Annotated in this window: 22 protein-coding genes, 1 tRNA gene and 1 pseudogene; 10 read left to right on the plus strand and 14 right to left on the minus strand. The window is 51.1% G+C overall.

Translation table 11 applies throughout. From position 1 onward, the window contains the following. Positions 1-539: NifU family protein (locus tag EA392_04385; protein TVR40180.1), on the plus strand; the 539-nt coding region annotated here is incomplete at its 5' end. Positions 540-542: 3 nt separating this feature from the next. Here the strand turns inward: EA392_04385 and EA392_04390 are convergent. Next, complete coding sequence (locus tag EA392_04390) at positions 543-1,208, minus strand: PorT family protein (protein ID TVR40181.1); 666 nt, start codon at positions 1,206-1,208, stop codon at positions 543-545. Between the two features lie 148 nt (positions 1,209-1,356). Between EA392_04390 and EA392_04395 the strand changes: the two genes are divergently transcribed. The 4 genes from EA392_04395 to mce are packed head-to-tail and all read left to right on the plus strand — an operon-like array spanning position 1,357 to position 9,168. Then, positions 1,357-7,356 (plus strand): hypothetical protein, encoded by a 6,000-nt coding sequence (locus tag EA392_04395; GenBank protein TVR40182.1) that lies wholly within the window; start codon positions 1,357-1,359, stop codon positions 7,354-7,356. Positions 7,357-7,395: 39 nt separating this feature from the next. After that, positions 7,396-7,950: a hypothetical protein gene (locus EA392_04400; protein TVR40183.1), complete on the plus strand. Its 555-nt coding sequence runs from the start codon at positions 7,396-7,398 to the stop codon at positions 7,948-7,950. A gap of 12 nt (positions 7,951-7,962) precedes the next feature. Then, on the plus strand, positions 7,963-8,751 hold the full coding sequence (locus EA392_04405; GenBank protein ID TVR40184.1) for a hypothetical protein: 789 nt from the start codon (positions 7,963-7,965) through the stop codon (positions 8,749-8,751). A 3-nt stretch (positions 8,752-8,754) separates the two neighbouring features. Further along, a complete protein-coding gene (gene mce / locus EA392_04410; protein ID TVR40185.1) occupies positions 8,755-9,168 on the plus strand; it encodes a methylmalonyl-CoA epimerase in 414 nt (137 codons plus the stop codon). A 13-nt stretch (positions 9,169-9,181) separates the two neighbouring features. Here mce and EA392_04415 read toward each other — a convergent pair whose 3' ends face one another. The 8 genes and pseudogenes from EA392_04415 to EA392_04450 all read right to left on the minus strand — a co-directional run bounded on the left by EA392_04415 (position 9,182) and on the right by EA392_04450 (position 17,050). Then, positions 9,182-9,820 (minus strand): HAD family phosphatase, encoded by a 639-nt coding sequence (locus EA392_04415; protein ID TVR40186.1) that lies wholly within the window; start codon positions 9,818-9,820, stop codon positions 9,182-9,184. A gap of 74 nt (positions 9,821-9,894) precedes the next feature. After that, positions 9,895-10,395: an OmpH family outer membrane protein gene (locus tag EA392_04420; protein TVR40187.1), complete on the minus strand. Its 501-nt coding sequence runs from the start codon at positions 10,393-10,395 to the stop codon at positions 9,895-9,897. A 310-nt stretch (positions 10,396-10,705) separates the two neighbouring features. Continuing rightward, positions 10,706-11,206, minus strand: a pseudogene (locus tag EA392_04425) (OmpH family outer membrane protein). 43 nt (positions 11,207-11,249) lie between these two features. After that, on the minus strand, positions 11,250-13,778 hold the full coding sequence (gene bamA / locus EA392_04430) for an outer membrane protein assembly factor BamA (protein ID TVR40188.1): 2,529 nt from the start codon (positions 13,776-13,778) through the stop codon (positions 11,250-11,252). Next, on the minus strand, positions 13,775-14,527 hold the full coding sequence (locus EA392_04435) for an isoprenyl transferase (protein ID TVR40189.1): 753 nt from the start codon (positions 14,525-14,527) through the stop codon (positions 13,775-13,777). Before EA392_04435 ends, bamA begins: the two co-directional genes overlap by 4 nt. Positions 14,528-14,586: 59 nt before the next feature. Beyond that, the gene (locus EA392_04440; protein ID TVR40190.1) at positions 14,587-15,411 is read right to left on the minus strand and encodes a hypothetical protein; all 825 of its coding nucleotides are present in this window, start codon (positions 15,409-15,411) and stop codon (positions 14,587-14,589) included. An 83-nt stretch (positions 15,412-15,494) separates the two neighbouring features. Further along, positions 15,495-16,367, minus strand: a complete 873-nt coding sequence (locus EA392_04445; GenBank protein ID TVR40191.1) for an NAD kinase — start codon at positions 16,365-16,367, stop codon at positions 15,495-15,497. 17 nt (positions 16,368-16,384) lie between these two features. Then, positions 16,385-17,050: a CBS domain-containing protein gene (locus tag EA392_04450; protein TVR40192.1), complete on the minus strand. Its 666-nt coding sequence runs from the start codon at positions 17,048-17,050 to the stop codon at positions 16,385-16,387. Between the two features lie 54 nt (positions 17,051-17,104). On the opposite strand from EA392_04450, the gene EA392_04455 reads away from it, so the two are divergent. The 4 genes from EA392_04455 (at position 17,105) to EA392_04470 (ending at position 23,646) form a co-directional block, all read left to right on the plus strand. Further along, the gene (locus EA392_04455; GenBank protein ID TVR40193.1) at positions 17,105-17,821 is read left to right on the plus strand and encodes a pyridoxine 5'-phosphate synthase; all 717 of its coding nucleotides are present in this window, start codon (positions 17,105-17,107) and stop codon (positions 17,819-17,821) included. Then, positions 17,818-18,579, plus strand: a complete 762-nt coding sequence (locus tag EA392_04460) for an alpha/beta fold hydrolase (protein TVR40194.1) — start codon at positions 17,818-17,820, stop codon at positions 18,577-18,579. The genes EA392_04455 and EA392_04460 overlap by 4 nt, the downstream gene beginning before the upstream one ends. Next, positions 18,576-19,958, plus strand: a complete 1,383-nt coding sequence (locus tag EA392_04465) for a cytochrome-c peroxidase (protein ID TVR40195.1) — start codon at positions 18,576-18,578, stop codon at positions 19,956-19,958. The genes EA392_04460 and EA392_04465 overlap by 4 nt, the downstream gene beginning before the upstream one ends. 139 nt (positions 19,959-20,097) lie before the next feature. Next, complete coding sequence (locus EA392_04470; protein ID TVR40196.1) at positions 20,098-23,646, plus strand: T9SS C-terminal target domain-containing protein; 3,549 nt, start codon at positions 20,098-20,100, stop codon at positions 23,644-23,646. A 69-nt stretch (positions 23,647-23,715) separates the two neighbouring features. On the opposite strand, the gene EA392_04475 is transcribed toward EA392_04470, so the two are convergent. The 5 genes from EA392_04475 to EA392_04495 are packed head-to-tail and all read right to left on the minus strand — an operon-like array spanning position 23,716 to position 26,355. Next, positions 23,716-24,600, minus strand: a complete 885-nt coding sequence (locus EA392_04475; GenBank protein ID TVR40201.1) for a hypothetical protein — start codon at positions 24,598-24,600, stop codon at positions 23,716-23,718. A 26-nt stretch (positions 24,601-24,626) separates the two neighbouring features. Then, positions 24,627-25,187 carry a YceI family protein gene (locus tag EA392_04480; GenBank protein ID TVR40197.1) on the minus strand — a complete coding sequence of 187 codons (561 nt, stop codon included), beginning with the start codon at positions 25,185-25,187 and terminating at the stop codon, positions 24,627-24,629. Beyond that, positions 25,184-25,603 (minus strand): hypothetical protein, encoded by a 420-nt coding sequence (locus tag EA392_04485; GenBank protein TVR40198.1) that lies wholly within the window; start codon positions 25,601-25,603, stop codon positions 25,184-25,186. The genes EA392_04480 and EA392_04485 overlap by 4 nt, the downstream gene beginning before the upstream one ends. Positions 25,604-25,606: 3 nt before the next feature. Continuing rightward, complete coding sequence (locus tag EA392_04490) at positions 25,607-25,975, minus strand: hypothetical protein (protein ID TVR40199.1); 369 nt, start codon at positions 25,973-25,975, stop codon at positions 25,607-25,609. Between the two features lie 5 nt (positions 25,976-25,980). Next, entirely contained in the window at positions 25,981-26,355 is a 375-nt protein-coding gene (locus tag EA392_04495) for a hypothetical protein (GenBank protein ID TVR40200.1), read from the minus strand. Positions 26,356-26,515: 160 nt separating this feature from the next. Between EA392_04495 and EA392_04500 the strand changes: the two genes are divergently transcribed. Continuing rightward, a tRNA-Met gene (locus EA392_04500) sits at positions 26,516-26,592 on the plus strand. The last annotated feature ends 182 nt before the right edge of the window (positions 26,593-26,774 follow it).

Below are 26,774 nucleotides of genomic sequence, written 5' to 3' on the forward strand. Positions count from 1 at the left end.
ACAGGCTACTTATAGAAGGAAACGCCGTGGCTGAATTTGCGTCGGCAGCTGAGGCCAAAGGATACAGCTCGCTTGCGGAAAAACTTTTCGACTTTCCCTTTGTGTCAGGCGTGTTCATCATGAGCAACTTCGTTACCATTACCAAAACCGAGCAAGTGGAATGGGACCTCATTGTATATGAGCTTCGCGAGTTTGTGCGCGACTTCCTCATGAACAATGAAAAAGCGGTTGAAAAACTCCCGGAAATTCGAAAAACCGAAGTGGTTTCAGAAGACCCCAAAGTAAACAGCGAGCCCGTTGTGCCCTCCGAATTTGATGACCAGATACGGCAGATCCTGGAAGAGTATGTTCGTCCCGCAGTGGAAAACGACGGCGGTTTGATTGACTTCAAGTCGTTTAAGGACGGGATTGTAACTGTAACCTTGCGCGGGTCTTGCAGTGGTTGTCCTTCGTCGCTCAGCACCCTAAAAGGAGGCATAGAAACCATGCTCACCCAGATGATTCCTGAGGTGAAAACAGTGGTTGCAGAAGAGCTCTAACCCTTAGTTGGTTCGCAGAACGTAGCGCACACCAATCTCCAGCCCTCCCGTAACATTGTAGGTAGAAGGGCGGTTAGGCTGCGTATCGAAAAACGGCGCACTTTTATCCTCCGCATCGGTAAACCCTGCGTCAAGCCTGATTCCCACGGTGAGCTGAAGGAAATCGCTGAGGTGAAAACCGCTACCCAGCGCCAAAACCGCACCGATGTTCAACGCAGAATAGTTTTCAGAAGCATCCAATCCTACCGGGCCAATTATTGGTAAATTGGTTTCGGCTGTTGCAGAACTCAAAATGGCAATCTGCGGTCCCGCGTTGAGGTAAAAGAAAGCTGTTCCGTCAAACCCCGAATGGTAGTGAAACAACACCGGTATTTTGAGATAGCTTGTTTTGGTGAACAGCTCTGCTTCGTTAAACTCGTATCGCTGCCCTTGGTTGGAGTAGATTACATCCACACCCAAACCTACTGCATCGCTGAAAAACCATGCAAAGTTGGCTCCAAATGAACTTCTGAATGTGGGCACATATTCCCAATTCGCATTATCAGAGTCATCGCCGTTAAACATCCAGGTACTTTGAGGCGCTCCTTTCAATCCGGCGTGTAATCCTTTTTGAGCATGGGCCACTCCGCAAACGAGTATCGGGCCTGTAATAATCGCGGGTATTTTCATGTTGCTTGGTTTTTGATTTGCGGAGAAAGATAGCAGATTTTGTTGTTGGAATTGTTGTGAGTTGAGATTTCAGGCCTTAACAGCCATCTCGCATCAATGGCTAACTTTGGTCGGCTTTTTGTCCTAAGCCGATTGAATATTGTTGCCTATGATGTTTCGCCACTTTTTGTTTGGGCTGTTTACCTTCGGTTTACTGATTATGCTTGTTGTGCGCTGCGGAGCACCTCGTGAGTCACTGCGCACCAGGGTTGAAACAGCTTCGTACAGCGATGCGTGGCGCTCTATTGACAGCCTTGACCAGCGGGGCCGCTACGGAACGGCTCAACCACTTGTTGCTACTCTTTTACACAGGAGCACGGCCGAAAACAACCCCGCACAGGCCCGCAAAGCATTGCTCTACGATTTGAAGCTGAGAAGCCACCTTGAGGATGCTCCACAGGAAACGATCTGGCCACTCATGCGTGAAACCATAGAAGCAGCCGATTTTCCCACGCGCGAGGTGCTGCAAATAACAGCGGGTTCGGTGCTGTGGGATCAGTACAACCAACTTCGCTGGACCTTAAAAGAGCGAATTTCCGAGGTCACTTCGGATGATATTCGAATGTGGTCTGATAACGATTTTCACCGCCAGATATCAAGCCTGTTTCAACAGGCGCTTAGCCAACCCGAGGCCCTTTTTGCCCTTGAAGCAGGCTTATTGACCGAGACCTTAAGCGGTTACCCCGACGCCTGTTCCGGCCTACCCACTATGTTGGATGTTCTGGCCGCGGAAGCGGTGGATTATTACCTTTCCGATGAAACCAATTTTTATCCTCTTTCACGGGCTGTGTCGGAGCCATCGGTTTTACTTTCCGGACCGGAGGGTTTTGCAGCCATCACCCCCAATGAACTACCTCGCAGTCAATGGCACAGGGCTATTGAGCTGTTTCAAATGCTTGATGGAATTCACGCTTCCAATGGCAATCAATTGGCGCGGGCCGAGTGGACTATTGAGCGCATCAGTAAGTTCAGAGGTCTGGGGCTTGTTCAATACCCTTCTCAACACATAGAGCATGGTTTGGAGGCTTGCCTGGATGTGTTTACCGATACGCATGCTCTTGCGCGCATGCACCTTGCCCTTGCCAATCATTTCGAGAAAAGAGGGCAAAGCGCGGCGCACGGAACACAAGCGCCGGAAGAGCGCTGGTTGTATGTGGAAGCACTGAATCACTGCGAAAAGGTGTTGGCTGCGGACGATATTCCCGAACAGTGGCGACAGGAGGTTAATGCCATTCAAAATCGAATCGGGCGCATGGAAATGGACATCTCTACCGAGCAGACCATCCTGCCCGGGGAGCCCTGGAAAATCCTGATTAACTATAGAAACATTTCTGAGCTGTACTACACGGTTGAAGCCTTTGATTACGAAACCTACCGTGAGATTATGAGCCTGCGAACCAAGCCCGAACAGGTTCATCAAATTGTTACTACTGCCCGACTCAGAGGACTTCCGCACCGCATTCCACTGAACGATGAAGGCGACCATTTTCCGCATGCACTCGAAATTGCCCATGAGCCTTTGGAGGAAGGGTTTTATGTGCTTATTGCTGCGCCATCGCGCGTGGTGAGCATGGAACGCACCAATGTAGTGATCGCGCCCTTCTTTGTTTCAAACGTAGCGTGGATGCAACAACAGGGCGTGAACCGGCAACACTCTTTTCGGTTTTTGCATCGCAAGTCGGGCAGAGCCTTGAGCAACATGCGGGTGGAAATTTATGAACAGCGCTACCACCCGTATCAGAAAAAGAATGTGTTTGAACTGCTCGGCGAGCAATTCACAAACAGCACAGGCGAACTCAGCCCCAACACCCCCGACCGCGACATCCGTATAGCAATCAAGGCTTTTCATGCCGACAAGGAGCATTGGGTTGAGCCGTCTTTTTATCAACCCAAAAAGCCCGAACCCCGCCCATCAATTATCCGACATCATCTTTTCACCGATCGTCAGGTATATAGGCCCGGGCAAACGGTGTACTTCAAGGGGATTGCTGTGAATCACGACGGCGACCAACGCGAGATTGTAAGCAACCACCAGGTGAGCGTTATACTTTACGATGCCGGGGGCCAAAAGGCAGGTAATCTCCAACTGACTTCAAATGACTACGGAAGTTACCACGGCTCTTTTGTGCTGCCTTCAACCGGTCTCACAGGAACATTCCGCATAGATGCCGGAAGGGATGCGCGGTATTTCAGCGTAGAAGAATACAGGCGACCAACGTTCAGGGTGGATATTGAGCCGATTCAGGAGACTTTTTCGCTCGGAGACAGTGTTCTGGTAAAAGGGGTGGCAACGGCTTTAGCGGGTTTTCCCGTGGCTGGCGGGGAGGTCACGTATCGAATTGTGCGACGAGCCGAACGACCCTGGTGGCGCTGGATGCCTCCGCACCCGCTTTCTACCACAGAGATTTTCAGCGGCACCACCCGCACAGACGAGTCGGGAAGGTTTACGTTTTCGTTTGAGGCTACGGAGGGGGCCGAACAACACAGCCCCGGAATGCTCTATCGTTTTGAAGTGATTGCTGATGTGACCGACGCATCCGGTGAAACGCGCGGCAACACGCGAAACATGCGCATAGGCCGCGAAGCGTTTGCCCTCTCTGCCGACTTCTCGGAACGGATGCAGGTAAGTGAATTTCGCAACAAACTGCTTCTCGCAGTCAACCCCGAAGGTGAACCGGTTGACGTGACCGGAAAGCTGCAATTGGTTCGCTTGCAAATGCCAGAGGAACCCCTTCGGAACCGGTTATGGCCCGTGCCCGACCAAATGCAGCTGGATTCTGCAAACCACCGCCGTATTTTTCCGAATGATGCGTACCGGACATCACCGGACATTGATTCCGCAGCGAGAATGGATACGGTTTGGCAAGCAGCAGTCTCCCCAAACGAAAATCTGTTATTTGGCAATGTTCCCACCACCCTCTCTTCAGGGTGGTACCTACTGGAAGCGCGGGCAACTGACAGACGTGGCAACGAAGCCACCCTGGAACAGCGAATCACCCTGTTTAACCCATCGCAGAAAAAGGCACCCACCATGGATTTTTTATGGTCTCACACCTCGGCCGACCGCGCGCAGCCAGGCGAAACCATTACCCTTTGGATTGCCTCGGGTGCGCGGGTCAAAGTATGGGCAGAAACAGAAGTTGACCGCAAGATAACCCGTAAGCAAAAATTGGAACTCAACAACAACCTCACAGCCATCGAGGTTCCCGTTACCGAAGATTGCCGGGGTGATTTTGCGGTTCACCTCAGCGTGATTCACAACAACCGGGCATTCACCCGAACACATCACATTGCGGTGCCATATACCAACAAGGAGCTCACAACAACCCTGCACACTTTTCGCGACAAAGTAGAACCCGGTGATCGTGAAACATGGGAGCTTCACGTCGCCCGTCACGATGGCAAACCTGCCGACGCCGAGGTGCTGGCAGCCATGTATGATGCATCACTCGATGCCCTCGGCTTTAAAAACATCTGGAATTTACGCCTCTTTCAAAGTCGCCCCGTTACACTCGGATGGTCAGCGGGTTCCGTTAATTGGCGCCGTGGCTGGAATATGTATGTGGATTGGAATGAGGTGGTTCAAGCGCCCACCAAAGGTTCTTGCAAACTGAATCGTTTTGGCTATTCAGGCTTGCAGCCGCGATATGCCCACCCCATGATGTCTCGAACCGACACCGAAATGATTATGTTGTCAGAGGCAGATGAGGTGATCGCCAACGATATGGACCTCACCCAAGAACCGGAAGAGGCAGGGAGCCCGGGTGAGCTTTTTACTGTTCCGGTGCGAAAAGATTTCAGGGAGACGGCCTTTTTCGAGCCGCAGCTATACACCGACGCCGCGGGATCCTTGCTGGTTCGCTTCACCGTGCCCGAAGCACTTACCACCTGGAAATGGATGGCTCTTGCCCACAGCAAGGACATGGCCGCCGGATCGCTCGAGCAGGAAGTGGTGAGCCAAAAAAGCCTGATGGTGCTGCCCAACTTACCTCGTTTGCTTCGCGTGGGAGATGAGGTACGACTTGCCTCAAGGGTGTCGAACACCAGTGAAAAAACCCGCGAAGTTACGATAGAGCTTACGCTGGAAGATGGCGACCAAAGTGGAGCTGATACACCTCGTGTACAAGACAGCCGACAGCGGTTTGTGCTGAATCCGGGCGAAACCAAAGCGGTGTATTGGGAAATGGATGCCCCACAAACGCAAGGGTTGTTGGCCGTGACAGTGCGGGCTTCTACCGAGGGTGCGCAGGATGGCGAGCGACATCTTTTGCCGGTGTTGCCCCGGCGTGTTTTGATGACCGAAACCATGCCCTTTGCGCTGATGGGGCAGGGCGAGAGATCCATGGTTTTTGACGCACTCAAAAAACAGAAAGACGGTGACGGTCGTGAAAACCACGCCCTGATTTTGGAAAGTAGTACCAACCCTGCATGGTACGCCCTGCAGGCTTTACCTTTCCTTGCTAACACAACCAACGAGAGCGCAGAACAGGCTTTTACAAAGTTTTTCTCTCATGCCATGGGAGGCCATATCCTTCAGGCGAATCCGGCATTTGCTGAAACCTGGAACAGCATCGCGGAAGAGGACTTGCCAGCGTCAAATCTTGAGCGCAATCAGGACGTAAAGAACATCATGCTGGATGAAACCCCCTGGATGACGCAGGCGCAAAACCAGCAGCAGCAAATCAATCAGATTGCAGGCTTTTTGAATGCAGAGCGCAACAGCGAACAGCAGCGGGAAGCGCTGCAAAAACTTCGTGATTTACAGGGCGCAGATGGCACATGGTCGTGGTTTCCGGGGATGCGCCCCAACCGCAACGTCACCCACCAGGTGTTGGCGGGTTTTGGGCGTTTGCGACGAGTGAACGCCATTCAGGAGGAAAATCTCCAGAACTTCTGGCAAAAAGGTGTACCAGGTGCAGACAAGTTGTTTGTTGAAAGTTTTGAAAAGGAGCACCGTAACCAAAACAGCAATAGGATTTCTCACACCGACGCGCAATACCTTTGGATGCGCAGTTATTTCACCGATTTGACCGCCACCAAAGAGGTGAGGACGTACATGGATTCATGTTTTGCAATGGCTTTGGCAGACCGACGACACCTCAGCCTACACGGGCAGGCCATGCTGGGGCTGGCGGCAGCGCGGTTCGGACAAAAAGAATTGGCCGGAGAAATACGTCTTGCGCTCCGGGAGCAATCGCGCTTTACGGATGAGCTGGGCAGATATTGGCGGCAGCAGCCCGGGTATTTCTGGTACGAACGCGAAGTTGAAACCTCTGCCCTTATGGCTGAGCTTTTTGGAGAGGCCGAAGCCGAAAGTGACTTTGTGAGCGGTATTTTGTTTGGGCTTCTTCGCCATAAACAAACCAATCACTGGCCCACCAGTACAGCCACCATGTACGCCTGCTATGCGCTGCTCATGCAAAACACCGAATGGGTCAGCCCATCTGCGCGACCTGAGATTTCTGTAGGTAGGTTCAACATTGTTTTTGATGATGGGCCGGTATCCGACACAGAAAAACAGGTGCAACCCGAGGCCGGCTCAGGTTACTTCAGGGCTTACTGGAAGCCCCGGCAAATCTCTCCGGCCATGGCTGAGTTGAGTGTAAAACAAACCACGGACTCTCCGCTGTGGGGAGCGGTTTACTGGCAGTATTTTCAAGATGCCGATGCCGCTCAGGCGGCCGAAACACACCTCAAACTGAAGCGTAGCTATTTTGTGGTGGGTGAAGTGAATCGCCTGAGCAAAGCAATGCCAGTGGATGAAGCAGCCATTCGCCCGGGTAGTCGCGTGTTGGTGAGGCTTGAACTTGAAACAGAACGAAGTATGGAGTTTATGCACCTGAGTGATACACGACCCGCAGGATTTGAGCCTGTTGAGTCGCGCTCGGGAGTTGATTATTCAGGCGGACTAGGCTTTTACCGCTCTGTGCGCGATGGGTCTACACACTTTTTCATTGAGCACATGCCCCCGGGGCGATATGTGTTGGAGTATGAAATCAGGGCCGCGCTCACTGGCGATTTTTCATCCGGAATTGCCCGACTTCAGTCCATGTACGCGCCTGAGTTTATTGCCAGAAGTAAAGGCGAGCGCATCACTATTCAGCCCTAAGCAATTCGAATCGCTATATTTGCTTTAAATCCAAAAGCCATGAAACGACTCCTTTCGGTTTTAGCCTTACTCGCCCTTATAGCCTGCGACAATGGCGGCCAGCAAGCGCAAAAAGAAACCACCCCTGAAGAAAGCACTGACCAACCGCCGGTGCGCAAAATGCCGGTGCACGATGACCTCTATACGCTTAACCTTGGTGTTCCCGAGGATTATGTTGAGGGTAACGACTGGGTGGTAAGTATGAATGAGTCATTCGGGTATCTGGAAGTGAGCAGCGGGGATGTTTACCAGTTAATCATTCTGGACACTGAGAATGAAGAACCGGGTCTTGATGCCGTGGTGACACGTTTGGAGAGTGACCTGGTCTTTCAGTTGGAAATAGCCGAACGCCTCGATAACGCGTTGCTGTTCAAACAGTATATTCCCGGAACAGATCGCGAGTTCTGGCATTTTGTCGTTGTGTTCAAGAATCAGGATCAGTACTACATTGTGAAAGACCAGCCTTTGGTGGAACTCAACGCTTACCAATCTCGTAAGATATTCGATGCGCTGCTCCATGCCGCCAATAACTGGAATGACCCTACGCAATCCTAATTTTGTTCGACCATGAGGATCCTTGCTTGTTTTCTGCTCCTATCGGGCAGCTTGTGCGCCCAAAACCACGAAAAAATTGTCCTTTCAGGTGTGTATCAGGGAAGTGACCTGTACGTGCAAAACCCCTTTAGTGGCCAGGGAGTAAGCTTTTGTGTAACAGAAGTACGCGTAAACGGAAAAGTTACTTCCGATGAGGTAAACTCCAGCGCGTTTGCAATAGATTTTCAGGTGCTGGGGCTGAAGATAGGCGAGGCGATTGAAGTTGAGATTATTCATCGCAGGGGCTGTGAGCCTCGCATGCTTAACACGGAGGCACTCAAACCGCGCAGCACTTTTCAGGTGGTTTCTATTGAAGTTTCACCCGACAACGTGCTGCAATGGGTCACCGAAAATGAGGCCGGCGAGCTTCCCTACATCGTGGAGCAATTTCGCTGGAACAAATGGGTCAAAGCCGGCGAGGTGCCGGGAGTGGGTACACCGGGCGAACACAGCTATCGCTTTCAACTATCACCACACAGCGGCCTGAACCGGGTTCGGGTGCGGCAAACAGATTTTAGTGGAGAACCCCGGGTAAGCGGAGAAGTTGAGATTCAGGGAACAGAACAACCCGTTACTTTTGAGCCGGTGCGCGTTCGTGACTACATCAGGTTTTCGTCGCCTACCAGCTACGAAATTTTTGACCGCTACGGCAATTTAGTGGCGCGTGGTCACGATAGTAAAATTGACGTACAGAAACTTGATCGCGGAGAGTACTATCTCAATTATGACCGCAGTTTTGGTGAAACCTTTAACAAGCGATAAATTGTGCTGAAAATTGAACACATCGGTATTGCAGTCCGCAACATCAAGGAGTCGGACGAACTCTTCAGAAAGCTTTTCGGGTCGGCAGCATACAAAATGGAGGAAGTAAAAAGCGAAGGGGTAAAAACATCTTTTTTCAAGGTAGGCCCCAATAAGATTGAGCTATTGGAAGCCACCCATGCGGACAGCCCCATAGCTCGTTTCATCGATAAGAAAGGGGAGGGGATTCATCACATCGCCTTCGAAGTGGAGGACATCCACGCCGAGCTGAGCCGGCTGCGGAACGAGGGGTTTGAGCTTATTCACGAAGTGCCCAAAGATGGAGCCGACAACAAGCTGATTGCTTTTCTTCACCCAAAAGGAACAAACGGGGTGCTTATTGAGCTTTGTCAAGAAAAGCCGGCAGAGTTGGATTGACCCTTCCGGTGATTTAATGCAGCGAGGGAAAGTCCTTAAAGACGTCCAATACCGTTTCGGGCTCGCGCAGCCAATGCGTGTGTATGCCCGTTTTCTTGGCCCCCTCTATGTGCTGCTCTGAGTCGTCGATAAAAAAAGTTTCCTCAGGCTGTAAGTTGTTTTCGCGGAGCACAAAGTCAAACACTTTTTGGCTGGGTTTACGCATTCCTATGCGGGAGGAGAAGTACACTTTTTCAAAAATACGCTCCAGCGCAGAGGGCCCGTAGCTGTCCTGTAAATAGCGCTGAAAAGCTTTGATGTGAATGGAATTGGTGTTGCTCAGCAAGAAAAGACGATAGCCTTTATTTTTCAGCATTTTCAGAAGTACAATCCTGTCTTCGGGCAGAGTGCCCAGAATGCTGTTCCAGGCCTCGTCAATTTGATAATCGGTCACCCCCTCCGGTAAAAACCTCCTCACCTCCTTACGAAATTCAGCAGGTGCTATTTCGCCCCGCTCAAACTGGCTCATAAACCGGGCCTGCGATGCCTGGGTGAAGACTTTTTCGAATCCGGTGGCGCCTAGTTTTTCAAAGGCTTCAATGGGTTTGTGGTAGTCCACATCAAGCAGAACACCCCCCAGGTCGAAAATGATGTTTTTGATCTGCGTTGGCATAGTGGTATTGAAAGGTGCAAAAAAAAAACTGCGACCAGCTTTCCGGTCGCAGTTGAACTTTGTGATTCAGATTATTAAATTTCGAGGTGTGCCTTCACCAATGGGGTCACATCTTCACCACCCTTGTACAACACAGTACCTGAGCTGGTGTCGAGAATGTACATGAAGTTATGCTCTTTGCCCACCTGCTCAATGGCTTTGGTAAGACGATTAATCATGGGCTCCAGCAACTCATTTTCCTTTTGCTGAATTTCGTTTTGGGCATTTTGCTGAAACTCATTGATGCGTTGCTCAAGCTCCATAATGCTGCGTGCCTCACTCTCGCGGATGGTCGCGCTCATTTCGCCCTGGTCGTTTTGATAGGCTTGCACCTTTTGCTGGTACTCACTGGTCATGGCCTTCAGGCGCTTTTCCAGAGTTTGGGCCAGGTTTTGAATCTTTTTCTCGGCATCGGCCCGCTCAGGAAGCAGCATAAGCAACTCCTGAATATTGGTGTGACCAAGTTTTTGATCCTGTGCCTGAATGGCTGTGATGCTTCCACAAAGCAGCACGGCTACAAATAATAATTGTTTCATGGTTTTGTCTTCAGATTGTTCGTTAGGTAATTTATCGTTTGATTAGGATAAAACTGTGCCAAACTTTTTATCGGGGCCTACCTCCACCGGGGGCGCCACCCCCTGGCATTCCACCGGGAGCTCCGCCGGGCCTACCGCCGGGAGCCGCACCAGGTCTTCCACCACCGGTTCCGCCGGGCCTACCTCCCGGAGAGCCCATTTGATCACGGCCACCGCCCGGAGCTTGTTGTTGTTGCATTCCGTCGCGGCCATCGTCACGATCATCGTCGTCGCCATCACCTCCGGCTGAGCGGGCATCTCCCGGACGGATACCCATGCGGCGCAAAATACGGTCGCTAAGATCAAATTTGTTATTGAGATACAGCACATTGCTGTTCACCCCTTTATCAAACACCACCATATAACCGCTCCGGTCTGCCACTTCGGCAATGGCTTCGTAGATGTTGTCTTGAATGGGCTGAATGAGTTCCTGACGACGCTTAAACAAATCGCCGTTTACCCCAAATCGTTTGCGCTGCAATTCCCGCACTTCGGTAGACTTGGTGGCAATTTCCTCTTCACGTTCTTTAATCATGTCATCGGTCAGGAGGATACGTTCAGCCACAAGGGCTTTTTTAAGTTTGTCAATGGTTTCGTGGCGTTGCTCAATTTCTAACTGCCATTGTGCCGAAAGTTGATCCAGATCTTTCTGCGCCTCGTGGTACTCAGGCACACTCTCAAGAATGTACTTGGTATCCACCACAGCGTACTTCTGCGCAGCGAGCCCTGCACTGATGAACAGCAAAGTGAAGAGAAGAATAGCCTTATTCATGGGAGAGAAGTTGGCGCGAAGCCGCGAAATTAACCATATTTTGTTACAGTTCTCCAAGATCCATGCCAATGGTAAAGTGAAACTGACCCTGCGGACGAAGGCGGCCGCTGGGATTAAACTGCTCGGTTCCAAACCCTGAGTGCGTTGGGTCAAAACGATCAAAGCCCCACCCGTAGTCTATACCCATCAAACCAAACATTGGCAGGAAGATACGCAAGCCAAACCCAGCTGAGCGCTTGAGTCTCAATGGGTCAAAGTCGCGAAAGTTTAACCACGAGTTACCTGCCTCGGCAAAGCCCAGCGCGTAAATGGTTGCGCTCGGATTGAGTGAAATAGGGTAGCGTAGCTCCAGGGTGTACTTGGCAATAACATTATCTCCTTCAATGGCCGACATGCTCAAATCGGGGTATCCGCGAAGCGCAATGATTTCACGACCATCAAGCTGGAAACCTGAGAGGGCACTACCCCCAAGGTAGAATCGTTCAAATGGCGATGGACCGATAGCAGAGTTGTAATAGCCGAGGTATCCCCAACCGGCTTTGGTGCGCAGTACAAGCTTGGGCGCGAGTTCTGTGAACCATTCGGAAGTAAACTTCCATTTGTGGTATTCTACAAACTGGTATCGCTCAGACGCCGGTATAGTGGCGTAGTCCTTATCGCTAAACAGGCTGAACGGCGGAGTGATGCGTAGGGTCAGGGCAACGTTCGATCCGTAACGAGGGTATAGAGGGTTGTCAACGGAGTTGCGCGAAATGGCCAATAGGAAGTTGAAGTTGTTTGCGTTACCCTCCGAAAACACGAACACATTTCGGAAATTGTCGAGGGTGTAATACTGGTAGTTGATAGACGTAAACATCTGGAAGAAGTCGTCGGGCCATGGCAGCCTGCGACCAATCCCTACACTACCCCCTGTAATAAAGAGGGCCTGTCGCACTCCGCCGCCTGCATCCTGACGGCGTGAAACACCGTTGGTTTGTACCGAGTGCTGTACCGATACGGTAAGCGAGGTAGGCCGTTTTCCGCCAAGCCAGGGCTCGGTAAACGAAGCGTTGTAGGCTTGAAAGAATACACCGTTGGTCTGTACCCTCACACTCATGCGCTGCCCATCTCCCGAGGGGAGGGGTTTCCACTGCTTGAAATTAAAGAAGTTACGCATGGAGAAGTTGGTGAACGAAACCCCGAGGGTACCCACAATCATTCCGGCTCCCCAACCACCGGATAACTCAATCTGGTCGCTTGGCTTTTCCACCACCCCATATTCGAGGTCTACGGTTCCGTCGCGGTCGTTTTGGACGGGATTAATGTCGAATTGCTCCGGGTCGAAATAGCCTAACTGGGCCAATTCGCGCTGAGTTCGTATAATCTCAGAGCGGCTGAAAAGCTCGCCGGGCCTCGTTCGGATTTCCCTGCGAACCACGTGCTCGTTGGTCTTGGTGTTTCCGGTAATCGTTACGTTGTTGATTCGGTACTGACGACCTTCGTAAATTCTGATTTCGAGATCAATGGAGTCGTTCTCAACCAACACTTCTACCACTTGAGGGGTAAAAGCGAGGTAACCATCGTCAAGGTACAGCGAGCTGATGTCGCCCCCGTTGGGGTTCATGTACAGTTGTGACTCAAGCTTAGACTGGTCGTACACCTCTCCCGAAGTAATATCCAGAATTCGGTTGAGTTCTGCTGCGCTGTACTTGGTGTTTCCCACCCAGTTGATATCCCTGAAGTAGAATTGGTTACCCTCTTCTATCACAATATGAATGCCTATATGCCGGTCATCTATATTGTACACAGAGTCTGTAACTATGCGCGCATCTCGATAACCCTTGGTGTTGTAAAGAGCAATGATTGCGTTTTTGTCTTTTCGGTAAGAGCTGCGGATAAACTTGGAGGCACTGAAAATCCGGGTTATTCCCTTCATTTTGGTGTCTTTCATCGCCTTTCTCAACTTCTTTTCTTTGAATGCAGTAACACCATCGAAGGTTATTTCCCGAATCTTAATTTTCTTCCCTTTGTCGATGTTGATGATCATCATGACGCTATTGGGAATGAGGGTATCCACCTTTTCGATAATCTCCACCTTGGTACGAAGAAAGCCTTTGTCAATGAAAAAATTACGACAGGTATTAACGATGTTGGTTTTGATGTTTTCATTCACCACCGTGCCCCGAACGAGCTTGATTTTTTCTCTCAGGTCGTCGGCCTGGCTTTTGTTTACGCCTTCGAAGCGGAAGCGCGACAGGCGTTTACGCTCGGTAACCTCAATGTTCAGAAATGCCACATCACCCTGCACTTCTGCGAGGTTGATTTTGATGTTGGAGAAAAGACGCTGCTTCCAGAGGTTGTTCACGGCCTGGGTAATCACCTCACCGGGAATATCCACACGTGTACCTACCTTGAGTCCCGAGAAAAGGATGATGGCCTGTGTGTCGAAGTTTTTGGCTCCGCTAACTGTAATACCGCCAATTTCATATTCTTTGGGCCGCTCGTAATCCACTACCTGACGTGGGGGTTGTTCCTGGGCAAAGAGCTTACCCGCACACAAATACAAACACACCAGAATTGTAATCAGCCTCATTCCTCGCTCGCTCCAATTTGTTCGCTGATCATCCCGAAACGGCGTTCCCTCTGCTGGTAGTCAACAATGGCTTCAAAAAACCGCTCTTTGTTGAAATCCGGCCACAGTGTGTCGGTAAAGTACAGCTCAGTGTAGGCTATTTCCCACAATAAAAAATTACTAATTCTCAGTTCGCCGCTTGTACGAATGAGCAGCTCGGGCTCAGGCAGTGCTGTGGTTGAAAGATTTTTGGCAAACAACTCGCTGTTTACGTCTTCCAATTCCAATTCGCCCGACTTAACTTGTGAGGCAATCTTTCGCGAGGCTTCAAGAATATCCCACCTCGCACTGTAGTTGAGGGCTACTGTGAGGGTAATTCTACCGTTTCCGGCGGTTTTTTTGATGGCCTCGCGCAATGTTTCGCTGCAACGGCCTGGTAGTTGGTTGATATCTCCGATAGCATTAAGCCGAACCTCATTTTTGTGCAGGGCGTCCACCTCTTTGAGCAAAGTGCTTACCAGCAAATCCATGAGGGCGTCCACTTCGTTTTTGGGGCGGTTCCAGTTTTCGGTAGAGAAGGCATAAATGGTGAGAAACCGCACTCCTGATTCTATAGCCGCCTCGAGCGCTTCACGCACTGCTTCCACACCACTCATGTGACCCACAACGCGGGGTTCACCGTGGTTTTTGGCCCATCGCCCATTCCCATCCATGATGATGGCAACGTGAGAAGGAACTTTTTGCGGATCAATTTGCTTTTTAATGCTCATTCGGGCGATTCAAAGTCGGCAAAGGTCATGATTCCATACGACACTCAAAAACCAAATATTTAATTGGGTTTGGGACATTTAATTCGCACAGGCCCCAAACGGATGGTAATACTGAGGTTGGTGTATGCATACCAGTCGTTATTGTCTGGGTTTCCGCGACTCATACCCGTATTCGTGCCGTCGGGTCTTCCGGGCACCAACGACCTGTCGGCAAGCTCAACAGCCGCAGGACCACTGTAGGTCATCAGCAAATCAGGGTCAACATAGGTGCCACTCACGTCGTCCAGATAGTCCGTAAACGTCATTCGGAACCCATATTCAAGAGCGACTCCAACCCGCCCTGAGATATTCATTTTGAACCCCATTCCGAAAGGAATGGCAAATTGCCCCAGCGCATAGCGATTTTGTGCGTTAGGTCGGTTTTGGCCCTCGGTTCCGAGAGGGTGTAATTCAACCCAGCGATCGTTAAACTGAGCCTGCGGATTCATCCTGAAGTATGCCAATCCACCAAACACATAGGGAGTGTAAGGGCGGTCGCGGTCGCCGATTTCGTAGCTGAAAAAATTAATCTCCAGCAACATAGAAAGCTCAATGATGTCGCTTCTGAAGTGTAGATTTCGGTTTGCCCTCCATGCATTCACATCCCCCTCATCATGTGCTTCCACACTGGTGTAAAGAAAATTAAAGCGCACTGCATGTCGGTCGGTTAGATTGGTGCGAACGTAGGCACCACCACCAAAGCGCGGATAATGTGTAAAATGGGTATAAGGGTTCAGGTCGCCGATGTAATAAGACGAACCACCATGAAAGCCTATTTCGCTGTACTGAGCGCCGGCATTCAATACTCCCAGAAACAGGCATCCGATGAGGGCTGTTATTCGCATTTGATAGACCTATTTAATGGCACCACAGCCGATTTATTGTGCCAAAGGGGTGCAAAGGTAAAATAATTACTGCAGTTACCTGATTAGTTGCGCTTGTCGAGGCCCCACATCAGCTTGTTTCGGATGGTCTCCACAAAATGATGACCCGGCAGGCGAAAAAAGCACATGGTAAATTCAGCTTTTCTGATTTCAAGTGTGTGGGTGTTTTCCATGGTCTCAGAGCGCGAATCGAGTGATACCAGGTGTTGGTTGTCACGTCCTTCCACAACCAATTTGATCACAGCGTGGTCGGGCACAACCAGGGGCCGGATATTGAGGTTGTGCGGGGCTATGGGAGTAATTACAAAGGTTTCGCTTTCGGGCAACACAATAGGACCACCGCAGCTCATGGAGTATGCCGTAGAGCCCGTTGCAGTGCTTACAATTAAGCCATCGGCCCAGTATGAAGCAATGTACACACCGTTTACAAACGCACTCACAGTGATCATAGATGAGCGGTCGTTTTTGTGCACCGCCACTTCGTTGAGCGCCCAGTTTACCGGCGTAAATAGGTCGGCGCTGCTTTTAACTTCCAACACGCTACGGCTTTCTATTTCGTAGGAACCATCATTTAAGGCCCGTATAATGTCATCAATCTGATCGGTGCTCACCGATGACAAAAACCCAAGCCTGCCCGTGTTGATGCCTAAAACCGGGATTTCACGCCCCTGAATATGTACCAATGTGTTGAGAATTGTGCCGTCCCCGCCAATGCTTATCATCAACTCCGGCTCACCTAAGTCGCCATGCCCACTGAATTGCCGTGAATAATGCCGCCCCAACCGTTGCTCAAGAAAATCAGCAAACTCGCTGAATACCGTGAGTTGATGCCCGTGTTCGTCCAACTCGCGCAACAGACGGGTGATACCGGGAAAGTACACCTTGTCAAAAGATTGGCCGAATAGTGCGATGTTCATACCCGCGGATGTTGGCGCTACATGTTGAGGTACTTCATCAGTTCCTCGAAGCGGCTGTGCAGCAGTTCATCCATCTTGCTTTCGTGGTATGAGGCGCTCACAGTGTAGTTAAATCGGTTAAAAGTCTGAATGATTCCGCTCAAATCGCTACGGTTGATTTTCAACGTGAGCTCCATCCGGGTTGAATCAGCGTGACTGGTAACAAAACTACTGAGAATTTTGGCATCGTTCCCCTCCACGATACGGGCCACCTCGCTCATGCTGTAATCGTTCTGGTTGAGGTCGAGCACGATGATACTTCCCGGATCGCGTACAGATGAAAATTGCGCTACCTGATGTACCAGGCTTTCAGTAGTGATACAGCCCAGATAATGCTGTTGCTCATCGGTTACAGCTACGAGGCTCAACCGAAACTCAGAAATGAGCTTTATAATGTCGAACACATGCTGGTCCATCATCACAAAAATGCGATGCACCGCGTTTTCGTGCGCAGAGATGGGGTCTTCAAGATCTTCAATCGCAAGGGCATCGTCTTCCATAACCAGCCCAAGATACCTGCTGCCGGAAACCACAGGAACTTGCACCACACGGTACTCCTCCATGATTTGCAGGGCCTTCAGGAAAGTGTCTGAGGGCTCCAGACAAGGAACGATATTGGTTTTTATGTCGGACGCGGTCATCATCTCACTTCGGGTTGTGCTAACTTTGCTGCACAAAGCAAATAAAAGACTTTTTTTATGACAAGGCTCAGTGTAAACATCAATAAGGTTGCCACTCTGCGAAACGCAAGGGGGGGCAACAATCCGGATGTGCTTCGCGTGGCCCTTGATTGCGAGCGTTTCGGGGCGCAGGGCATTACGGTGCATCCGCGTCCGGATGAGCGACATATCCGCTTTTCCGATGTAGAAGCGCTGGCGCCGGCTTTACAATCAGAATTTAACATAGAAGGGTATCCTTCCGACGAATTTCTCAAGATGGTGTTGCGAATTAAGCCCCACCAGGTTACCCTGGTGCCCGACCCGCCGGATGTGCTCACCAGCAATGCCGGCTGGGACACCATCAAGCATGCCGGGTTTTTGAACGAGGTTGTTGGCAGATTGCACGAGGCGGGCATTCGCTCTTCCATTTTTATTGACCCCAACGAGCGCTTGATTGAAGCAGCGGTGCCAACGGCAGTAAACCGTATTGAACTCTATACCGAGGCCTATGCTCGCGGATATCATGCAAGTCCTGAACAGGCCATAAAGCCGTATCGCCTGGCGGCTCTTCGCGCCCACGAAGCGGGCCTCGGCATCAACGCGGGTCACGACCTCGACCTGCAAAACCTTGGCTATTTTGCCCAAAACATTCCTCACCTTGCGGAGGTTTCCATCGGACATGCGCTGATCTGCGACGCCCTATACCTCGGTCTGGAAAACACCATTCAACTTTATCGGCGCGCACTGGAAATATGAAACTCAACTACAAAAAGCAGGGCTCCGGGAAGCCCATCATCATTCTGCACGGGCTCTTTGGCATGCTGGATAACTGGCAAAGCATTGCCAATCAATTGGCGGAAAACCACGAAGTGTGGTTGGTTGATCAGAGAAACCACGGCCGCTCACCCCATGCCAATGAGCACACCTACAGCCTGATGGCTTCGGATCTTAACGAACTTATTACCAATCATACCATTGATAACCCCTTGTTGGTAGGCCACTCTATGGGCGGAAAAACAGTGATGTGGTTTGCGCAGAAATACCCCGGGGTTGCGAGGGCACTGGTTGTGGTGGATATGGGCATACGCGAATATCCCATTCACCACGACGGAATTATTGACGCCCTTCACTCGCTGAAAGTCGATAAAATCACGTCGCGCAACGAGGCCGATGAGCAATTGGCCAACCGGATATCTTCGTTTGGAATACGCCAGTTCTTACTCAAAAACCTTCACCGCAAAAAGGAGGGTGGCTTTGAATGGAAGTTCAACCTTCCGGTTTTGGAAACGGCCATGGAAAACATTGTGGAGGCTTTGCCCGATGGAAATGTGGAGATACCTGCATTGTTCATTGCAGGAGGTGCGAGCAACTACATTACCGCCGCCGACGTCCCTGAAATCATGGCGCAGTTTACCAATGCCGAGGTAGAAGTGATTCCCGATGCCGGCCATTGGGTGCACGCAGAGAAGCCCAATGAGGTCACAAAACTGATTGAACAAATGGCAACTAAATGATTGCGGCAACAGCAGCATATTCCAGACGTATTGGTGTCCTGCTGGTTGCGGTGTTGCTTGCCCTTGTGTTCATTTCCTGCAAAAAGGAAAATCCTGTGGTAGATGGCGGCGAAAACCTCGACCAACTATTGTTGGAGCTGATTGAAGAGGCCTCCGGTGGCCAGGGGGCTGCATTTTTTCTTCTTCCCGAAAGCAATAACTACGCGGCCATACCGCAAGATCCGAACAACCCGCTGAACCCGGCTAAGGTTCATTTGGGCAAGCTGCTTTTTCATGAGCCGGCCCTCGGCCGCAATGCAGCCATGCCGCTGCTAAGTACTGAGGAATGGTCGTGCGCCACCTGCCATATTGCCGGTGCTGGTTTTCAGGCCAATGTCCCCCAGGGAATCGGCGAGGGAGGAGTGGGGTTTGGTATAGCCGGTGAAGCAAGGGTGAAAGATCCGCTCTATTCTGTGGACTGGATGGATGTGCAATCTACGCGATCGCCCTCTATCCTTAATGTGGCTTATCAGGAAGTGACCCTTTGGAACGGGCAATTTGGTTCGTTCGACAAGAACATTGGCACCGAATCCCGCTGGACTCCCGGTACACCACGAGAGGATAACAACTTCGGTTATGCCGGACCCGAGATACAGGCCATTGCGGGTATTAGGGTGCACCGCTCAAAGGTGGATATGTCTCTTGTTGAGGATTATCCGGAGTACGCAATGCTGTTTGAGGCAGCCTTTCCCGGGGTTCCGCTCGAGGTGTCGGTGAGCAGGGAGTATGCGGGCCTGGCCATTGCGGCCTACGAGCGCACCGTACTCGCCAACAAAGCGCCGTTTCAATGGTGGTTGCGCGGAGATCGTTCCGCCATGAGCCGGCGTGAAAAACAAGGGGCCCTGCTCTTCTTTGGCAAAGCCGAATGCGTAACCTGTCACAACGGCCCTGCACTGGCTGAAAATGATTTTCACGCCCTTGGTATGAATGACCTACAGGGCCATACGGTTGTGAGTGTTATTGATGCCCTTACTACAGCCAGCGGAAGAGGTGGGTTTACTGGATTATCCGACGACGACTACAAGTTCAAAGTGCCTCAATTGTATAACCTTAAGGACTCTCCCTTTTACGGGCACGGGGCATCTTTTCATTCAGTAAAAGCGGTGGTGGAGTATAAAAACAGCGCCCTAAGCCAGAACCCGAATGTTCCTGAGGAGCAATTGTCACCGCATTTTAAACCCTTGCACCTTACTACAGAGGAAATAAACGACCTTGTCCGATTCGTAGAAGACGCACTTTACGACCACCAGCTTCAAAGGTACGTTCCTTTGGATGTGCCCAGCGGATTGTGTTTTCCAAACAATGATTTTCAGTCACAAAGTGATTTAGGCTGTTTCTAAAGTCGCTCCTGAATTCAACCATCAACGCAATACGGTTGAAAAAACAGAGTCGAGAATAAAGCTACTTCAACTTTTTTTTGAACATTTGGCCCTGAGCGATGGTCGCTCCAAAGAAACCACTTAACCATAACAACTTTTCATGACCAAATTGTACGCATTGCTGATTGGGCTTATGTTGCTCGGCACTTCGGTGTGGGCGCAAATCAGCGAGGGAGGAGAACCCCTCGGCAAAACCTTATCGCTTTCACTCGAACCCGTGGAGCGAACTCAGATTTCATCTTTTAATCTTCAGCAGGTTCAGGCAGAAGACGCCGCCACCGAAGAAAAGCATGGCACCTATCCTCGCATCGGAAGGGTTTTGCCGGTTGGAGTCAACCTGCAGGACCTTGATGCCTGGACCGAAGTAAAGGGCGGTCGTGTTTGGCGCCACGCCCTGAAGTCTCGCGATGCCATCGGGCTATCGGTTCAATTTGAGAACTTTGAAATCCCGGCCGGTGCAAAGCTCTTCATCCACACACCCGACTACCAGCAAGTGATAGGAGCCTTCACCGATTTCAACAACCACGAAAGCGGCGTATTCAGCACGCAGCCCGTCCATGGCGATGAGGTGATTGTAGAGTATTTTGAGCCTACCGCAGTGGCGGGTCAGGGCCAGTTTGAGATTGCCGGATTGGTACACGTGTACCGCATGATGCCCCAGGCTGAAGGCGCCCAGCGCGATTTTGGAGATTCTGACCCTTGCCAGATAAACGTAAACTGCTCTGAAGGAAACAACTGGCAAGACCAAAAACGTGGAGTAGTGCGCATCTTTATCATCGAAGGCCAGTTTGCCGGCTGGTGCAGCGGCTCATTGATCAACAACACCGCGCAAGATTGCACACCTTATGTGCTTACGGCGCTTCACTGTGGAATCAGTGCATCCACGGCCAACATGAACCAATGGGTGTTTTTCTTCAACTATGAATCTGCGGGCTGCGCCAACGGAACAGCCGGCCAGGTTCCCAACAACACCATGACGGGTTGTGCTCGTATTGCCGATAGTGGTGATGGCGGGGGCAACAGCGGCTCAGATTATATGCTGGTTGAGCTCAACAACAACGTGCCACAGGGCTACAACCCGTATTACAATGGATGGCGCAGAACCAACGTAACCAGCTCAAGCGGCGTAAGCATTCATCACCCATCCGGTGATATAAAGAAAATATCTACCTACAACAGCAATTTGTCGTCTGTAACCTGGGGAGGTCCTGCCGGCACACACTGGATGGTACAGTGGGCTTCTACGGCAAATGGCCACGGTGTAACGGAAGGAGGCTCTTCGGGATCGCCCATTTTTGATAACCAGGGCCGCATTATCGGAACCCTTACGGGTGGAAGCTCTTTTTGCACCAACCCCACAAGCCCTGATTTGTACGGCAAAATGTCTTACCACTGGAACTCAAATCCCGGCGATAACCTCAGCACGTTCCTGGATCCAATCAGCTCAGGAGTTAACACGCTGGACGGCGCCAACGAGCCTTGTGGGTCGAGCGGTGGAGGTGGCGGCTGCCTTCCGGGAACAGTAAGTGTGTCTCTCAACCAAAATGTTTGTCCCGGTGAGACCGGAATCTACAATGCCACAGGGGTTGAAATCCCCGCAGGAGGCGGATATGCAGTACAGTTCGTGCCGGGCCCAGGGGGTACCGGCGGAAATGGAACGGGTTTCTCCATTACCGGAGTTGAGCCGCTTCCGTTTGAGTTTGACAACGACATCAATGGTGTTCTTTCGGCCAACTCTTTTCCGCCGCTTTCTGGTACCTGGATTTTGACCGGCTTTGTGTACACGGATCCGGCCAACGCCGGCGGTAGCTTCTGCGGCATTGCCGACGATGATGTGACGGTAAACTTTTTGGGTGCAGCAGACCCTGCTTGCTCGGGTTCTGGCAATGATTGTATCACGGATATACCCTTCCCTGAAAACGACCCTTGTGTGATTCAGGTGTTGGCACAGGATCCTTTCTGCTGTGACACCGAATGGGATGAGCTTTGCGACGACCAATACTTTGACTGCATTAGCGGAGGCGCAGAGTGCGATGCAGGAACCATAACCAGCGACCTCACTCAGAATATTTGTCCGGGAGAGGAGGCAATCTTTGATGCAAGCGGTGTGGATATTCCCCAAGGCGGAAATTATGCCATCGGCTTTGACCCGGGTCCCGGAGCAACTGGTGGTTTGGCCGACGGGTTCTCCATTACCGGTGTTGCGCCCCTGCCGTATGAATTTGACGCTGGAATCAATGGTGTTATGGCAGCAAATGACCTTGAGCCACTTGGGGGCCAATGGACGGTTGTGGGCATTGTTTACACCGACCCCGATGATTTTGCCGGAAGCATTTGTGCCTTTACCGAGCAAGAAATCACCATCAACTTCCTTTCTGCCGCAGACCCGCTTTGCGGAGGCGATTGTATCACAGACATACCCCATCCGTTGGATGACCCCTGTGTAATCATTGTTCTTGCCGATGACCCCTTCTGCTGCGACACCGAGTGGGACGAACTATGTGACGCGGCCTATGCGGATTGTACTTCCGGGCCACCTGCCAATGATGATTGCAACGACGCAATCACTATTAGCCAGGGAGTTCATTCCTTTAGCACAGTTGGCGCTACCACCGATGGGCCCGATCATCCTGGAAGCGATTGTGACGCCTTTAACCAGAGTAATGTGAACAACGACGTGTGGTATGAATTTACTGCTACCTGTGATGGTACAGGTATTTTCAGCACTTGCGGAACAGTGGACTTCGACACTAAAATTGCCGTGTATAGCAGTGGCGTGTGCCCACCCCCGGCGTCTGCATTGATCATTTGCAACGACGACTTTGACGGGTGCTCAGGCTTCTCCTCATACCTCGAATGGAATATCACCGAAGGAACAACCTACCTGCTTCGCATTGGTGGCTGGGGCCCTGATGACTCAGGGTCAGGAACATTCCTGGTAAACCAGAATTGCGACGGTGCAGAGCCGGACGATTGCCTGATTTGGGTGAACCCAACACCCACTACAGGCTGGAATGACTTCAACACCATTTTCGACGGTGCTCCTGTACCCGACGGCAGCGGCAACTGTCCGTTCAATGAAATAACCGTTTTTGAAGTCTATCAAAGTGAAGCATACGCTGTTGACGGTTTCATGGAAGGCGTAACCTACACCTTTAGCCATTGCAACGGGCCTGGTGCAGGCTCCTGGACACCAACCTATGCAATCATTGCCCCAAGCGGCGCGATCGATGCATCAGGCCTCGGTGATGGCGATGGCTGCTCCATTACGTGGACGGCATCGGAGTCGGGCACCTACCTGATTGTAATCAACGATGCCAATAGCTGCGGTGTGGCAGGTAATACAGACAACGGGTATCCTGCCCTTACCTGTGCCCTGGCAACCAGCGTTGAAGAAATCGCGGTCAACACCTTTGGTGTATTCCCCAACCCCAACAAAGGCCAGTTTAACATTACGTTTGAAGGAGCCGGAGGGCTTGCGCAAATTGATGTGCTGGAGGTAAGCGGTAAAACAGTGTTTGCTTCACAGTTCAATTTTGCAGGTGAAGCCTACCTGCCTGTTGATCTCGGAAGACAAGCCAGCGGAATGTACTTTGTTCGCATCACCATGAATGACCAGGTGAATGTGATGAAGGTTACGGTGCACTAAGCATCTATTGAGAAATAAAAAACCCCGGAGAACATTGCGTCTTCGGGGTTTTGTTTTTTCAGAGCTTGGTTAATTTTCCAGCGGCTTTGGCTTGGGTCGGTGCACCGTAAATACCCGCGATATGTTAAAGCCAAAGTGAATGTCGCCATCCAGCCAGTTTCCGGTGGTTTCGGTAATAAAGCCCTTTTCAATCATGTGGGTGCTGTTGCTAAAGTGAAGCTGAAATACGTGCCCTCCGGTTTCTATATCAAACCCGATGGAAAAGGAATTCCTCCGGCCGGCATCCAACTGGTTGGGGTGAGCGTAATAATACTCTGCATTTACAGCCACGCGTTTGCTCAGTTTGAAACGACCACCGGCACCCAAGGCAAATATATCGTGAGCGTCGTCGGCAGTGGGTACAAAGTTGCGGTGTACAACACTGGGCATCAGCTGAAGGGTAAAACCTTCCGAAAACTTCCGTCCTACAATAAGCTGATGTGCGTAGGCATATCTCGAGGTAGAGAAATTAACCCGTTCCGGGTGCGCCCATCGAAGCGTATTGATGGTCATGGTGCTGAGCCATGACAGGGTGATGGGCATGTTGCGTTCGCCGGAACTCTGCCTGAGAATGCGTGCCTTCACAAAGCCATCGTAGGTTTTTTCAAACGAACTGCGACCAAGTCCCACCATCAACCAGTCTGTTACACCGTAATCCAGGCCAAGACGGATGCTCGCCTGATCCAGCCCGAAAATCTCATATACCCCACTGTTGATAAACCCAAACCGGTGCGAAATTTTCACGTCTAGTACCCCGTGATGGGTGTTTTCCAGGGAGTGGGAGTTCACAATGCGCGTAGTTTTGAAAGCAGCTGTGGCGTATTCGGTGGTGGGCCCTTCTTCGCCCAATAAATCCAGCAGCGACTCACCATCATCCTGTGCAACAAGCCCTGCAGACACGCAGATCAATAGCATGGCAACCCCGTATTTCACCGGATTTTTCATCGCTTAAGCGGTTGAAGGTTCATGTTCACGTTTACTTCTATTTCGCGGGCAATATTGTCGCGCACCACGGCGGGTATTTTAATTTCGTGATCCTCCGGCTTCACGATAAATGTGGTTTGAGCTTCCATTCCGCTGTTAACCGGTTTCAGGGATACGCTGGTGCTCACTTCCCGCTCAACACCCTTGATAGTCAGGCTTCCGGTTGCATTAAAAGTTTGGGTCTCCGGGTTTTTCAGGTCGAGTTTTTCGATGTCCTCAATCACACCTTTGAAAGTGGCTTTGGGGTGTTTACCCGATTCCATGTAGTTCTCGTTGAAATGCTCCTGCATAAGGGCCTTCTTAAAGGAGAACGAGGCAATCAAAAGACTTACCTCTACGTTGCCGGTGTTGAGGTCGAGCACGCACATGGCGCCTTTGTTTTCGGCGCGGATATCTTCCAGGGGTGCGGATGAAAAGAAATCCACCTCTCCGTTTCGGGTGAAGTATTTGTCTTGCGCCATGACCCACGTGTGAAGACCAAGACAAATGAGTAAAGAAAACACTGTTTTCATGTTCATAATTCTGAGGGTTGAAGGGTGCAACGATTGAGTTCTACGTCCCCGTTGATGCCTGAGCAAAATCCACGCACAACCACAGTCGTCTCCAATTTCGGGCCATCCTTCAAGGGCTCAGACAAAAGGCACTTCACGCCGAAAACCGGATGTCCGGCGTCCAGCATCAGCACGGTTATGCCATTCATATCAGATTCAGAATCGAAGACATTACCCTGCACTTCGAGCAATTTACCGCCATAGGTTTCATGCGCAGAGATTTCATTTTCTTCGTAGGCAGCAAACAATTCAGCGGCGGTGAGCTGATAGTCGGCAGTTCGGCTGGTTGAGGTTTCGGGAGCCTTGTGATACTGTTGCCACCCGAAATAGACTGCGGCGGCCAAAATGATTATTACGGATGCGAATATTGCGGGCTTTTTCATAGCTCAGTCATTGGGTGCTCCATTGTCAATCCAGATTTGAACTTCTTCCAACTGACATTGGGGAAGGCGGGGTTCATTTTTAGGCATGGGCGAAAAACCGCTGCTATGCGACATGGTGCCGAGCAGGTTTCCATTGAGAGCCTGGGCCTGTATTTGGCTGTGGGTTACGAGGCTGATGCCCGCCCCCGGGTTGGTGTTTCCGTGACAGCTCACACATTTGGTGTTGATCAGAGGTTGAATGGTACCGCTGAACGTCACGTTTTCGGGGTCGCAAAGCTTGAAGTCCGGATAGAGCTCTTCTTCTACATCGTAGTAGCAACTGCTCAGCAGTGCTGCCAGACTCAGAAATATAATGGCTTGAAGCGGCTTCATAAGGTTTAGTTTTCGGGGGCATCGTCGGCAATCCATGCAGCAATTTGCGAGAGGGTGCAATCCGGCACTTTTTGCCCGAGATACGGCATGGGCGTGGCATTGGGGTTGTGCGCCATTGAATCGTAGAGCAGACCTTCCAGCGCCTGCTGCTTCACCTGTTCATAGGTGGTCAGAAGGATTCCGGCATCGGGGCTGCTTCCCGAATGACAGGCTGTGCAATATTGCTCCATAATGGCCTCCACCCGGTTTTGGTAGGTGATGTTTTCGGTGCTGCAGACGGGCGGATCCGGTTCCGGGGGTTCGGGCGGGTCATTTTTGCATGCGGCAAAGGCGAGTAACATAGCGGGTAATACGAGCCAGACAGGATATTTAATTCTCATGACAATGCTTATGACGTAAAGTTGCACAAAAAGGCCAATATAACCGGTGAGAAGCAGGTTGGGTTGTAAATGGCTTGATCAATGGATGTATCACACCGAAAAACTTGTACTTTTGTACGCCTTTTGCGGAGCTACACGTGATGTGAGTTTTGCGAAATCCGGGCCTATAGCTCAGTTGGTTAGAGCACCTGACTCATAATCAGGTGGTCGCTGGTTCGAGCCCAGCTGGGCCCACGAAGTGGGACAACCCTCATTGCGCAAGCGATGAGGGTTTTTTGTTGCGCGAGCAACAAAGCTGGGCGAGAAGTCTATGCCGGCCTATGTTTTCTCGCGACTCAGGAGCGGAAGAAAACAAGTGCCGGTAAGCCCAGCTGGGCCCACGAAGTGGGACAACCCTCATTGCGCAAGCGATGAGGGTT

It is taken from the genome of Cryomorphaceae bacterium (assembly GCA_007695365.1).
In the GTDB taxonomy this organism is placed as follows: Bacteria; Bacteroidota; Bacteroidia; order Flavobacteriales_D; family SKUL01; genus SKUL01.

What these genes read in the sequence shown, in the direction of transcription:
- EA392_04390 (TVR40181.1), bottom strand. Translation starts at nt 1,208, where the DNA reads ATGAAAATACCCGCGATTATTACAGGCCCGATACTCGTTTGCGGAGTG.
- EA392_04395 (TVR40182.1), top strand. Translation starts at nt 1,357, where the DNA reads ATGATGTTTCGCCACTTTTTGTTTGGGCTGTTTACCTTCGGTTTACTG.
- EA392_04400 (TVR40183.1), top strand. Translation starts at nt 7,396, where the DNA reads ATGAAACGACTCCTTTCGGTTTTAGCCTTACTCGCCCTTATAGCCTGC.
- EA392_04405 (TVR40184.1), top strand. Translation starts at nt 7,963, where the DNA reads ATGAGGATCCTTGCTTGTTTTCTGCTCCTATCGGGCAGCTTGTGCGCC.
- EA392_04415 (TVR40186.1), bottom strand. Translation starts at nt 9,820, where the DNA reads ATGCCAACGCAGATCAAAAACATCATTTTCGACCTGGGGGGTGTTCTG.
- EA392_04420 (TVR40187.1), bottom strand. Translation starts at nt 10,395, where the DNA reads ATGAAACAATTATTATTTGTAGCCGTGCTGCTTTGTGGAAGCATCACA.
- bamA (TVR40188.1), bottom strand. Translation starts at nt 13,778, where the DNA reads ATGAGGCTGATTACAATTCTGGTGTGTTTGTATTTGTGTGCGGGTAAG.
- EA392_04435 (TVR40189.1), bottom strand. Translation starts at nt 14,527, where the DNA reads ATGAGCATTAAAAAGCAAATTGATCCGCAAAAAGTTCCTTCTCACGTT.
- EA392_04440 (TVR40190.1), bottom strand. Translation starts at nt 15,411, where the DNA reads ATGCGAATAACAGCCCTCATCGGATGCCTGTTTCTGGGAGTATTGAAT.
- EA392_04445 (TVR40191.1), bottom strand. Translation starts at nt 16,367, where the DNA reads ATGAACATCGCACTATTCGGCCAATCTTTTGACAAGGTGTACTTTCCC.
- EA392_04450 (TVR40192.1), bottom strand. Translation starts at nt 17,050, where the DNA reads ATGATGACCGCGTCCGACATAAAAACCAATATCGTTCCTTGTCTGGAG.
- EA392_04455 (TVR40193.1), top strand. Translation starts at nt 17,105, where the DNA reads ATGACAAGGCTCAGTGTAAACATCAATAAGGTTGCCACTCTGCGAAAC.
- EA392_04460 (TVR40194.1), top strand. Translation starts at nt 17,818, where the DNA reads ATGAAACTCAACTACAAAAAGCAGGGCTCCGGGAAGCCCATCATCATT.
- EA392_04465 (TVR40195.1), top strand. Translation starts at nt 18,576, where the DNA reads ATGATTGCGGCAACAGCAGCATATTCCAGACGTATTGGTGTCCTGCTG.
- EA392_04470 (TVR40196.1), top strand. Translation starts at nt 20,098, where the DNA reads ATGACCAAATTGTACGCATTGCTGATTGGGCTTATGTTGCTCGGCACT.
- EA392_04475 (TVR40201.1), bottom strand. Translation starts at nt 24,600, where the DNA reads ATGCTATTGATCTGCGTGTCTGCAGGGCTTGTTGCACAGGATGATGGT.
- EA392_04480 (TVR40197.1), bottom strand. Translation starts at nt 25,187, where the DNA reads ATGAACATGAAAACAGTGTTTTCTTTACTCATTTGTCTTGGTCTTCAC.
- EA392_04485 (TVR40198.1), bottom strand. Translation starts at nt 25,603, where the DNA reads ATGAAAAAGCCCGCAATATTCGCATCCGTAATAATCATTTTGGCCGCC.
- EA392_04490 (TVR40199.1), bottom strand. Translation starts at nt 25,975, where the DNA reads ATGAAGCCGCTTCAAGCCATTATATTTCTGAGTCTGGCAGCACTGCTG.
- EA392_04495 (TVR40200.1), bottom strand. Translation starts at nt 26,355, where the DNA reads ATGAGAATTAAATATCCTGTCTGGCTCGTATTACCCGCTATGTTACTC.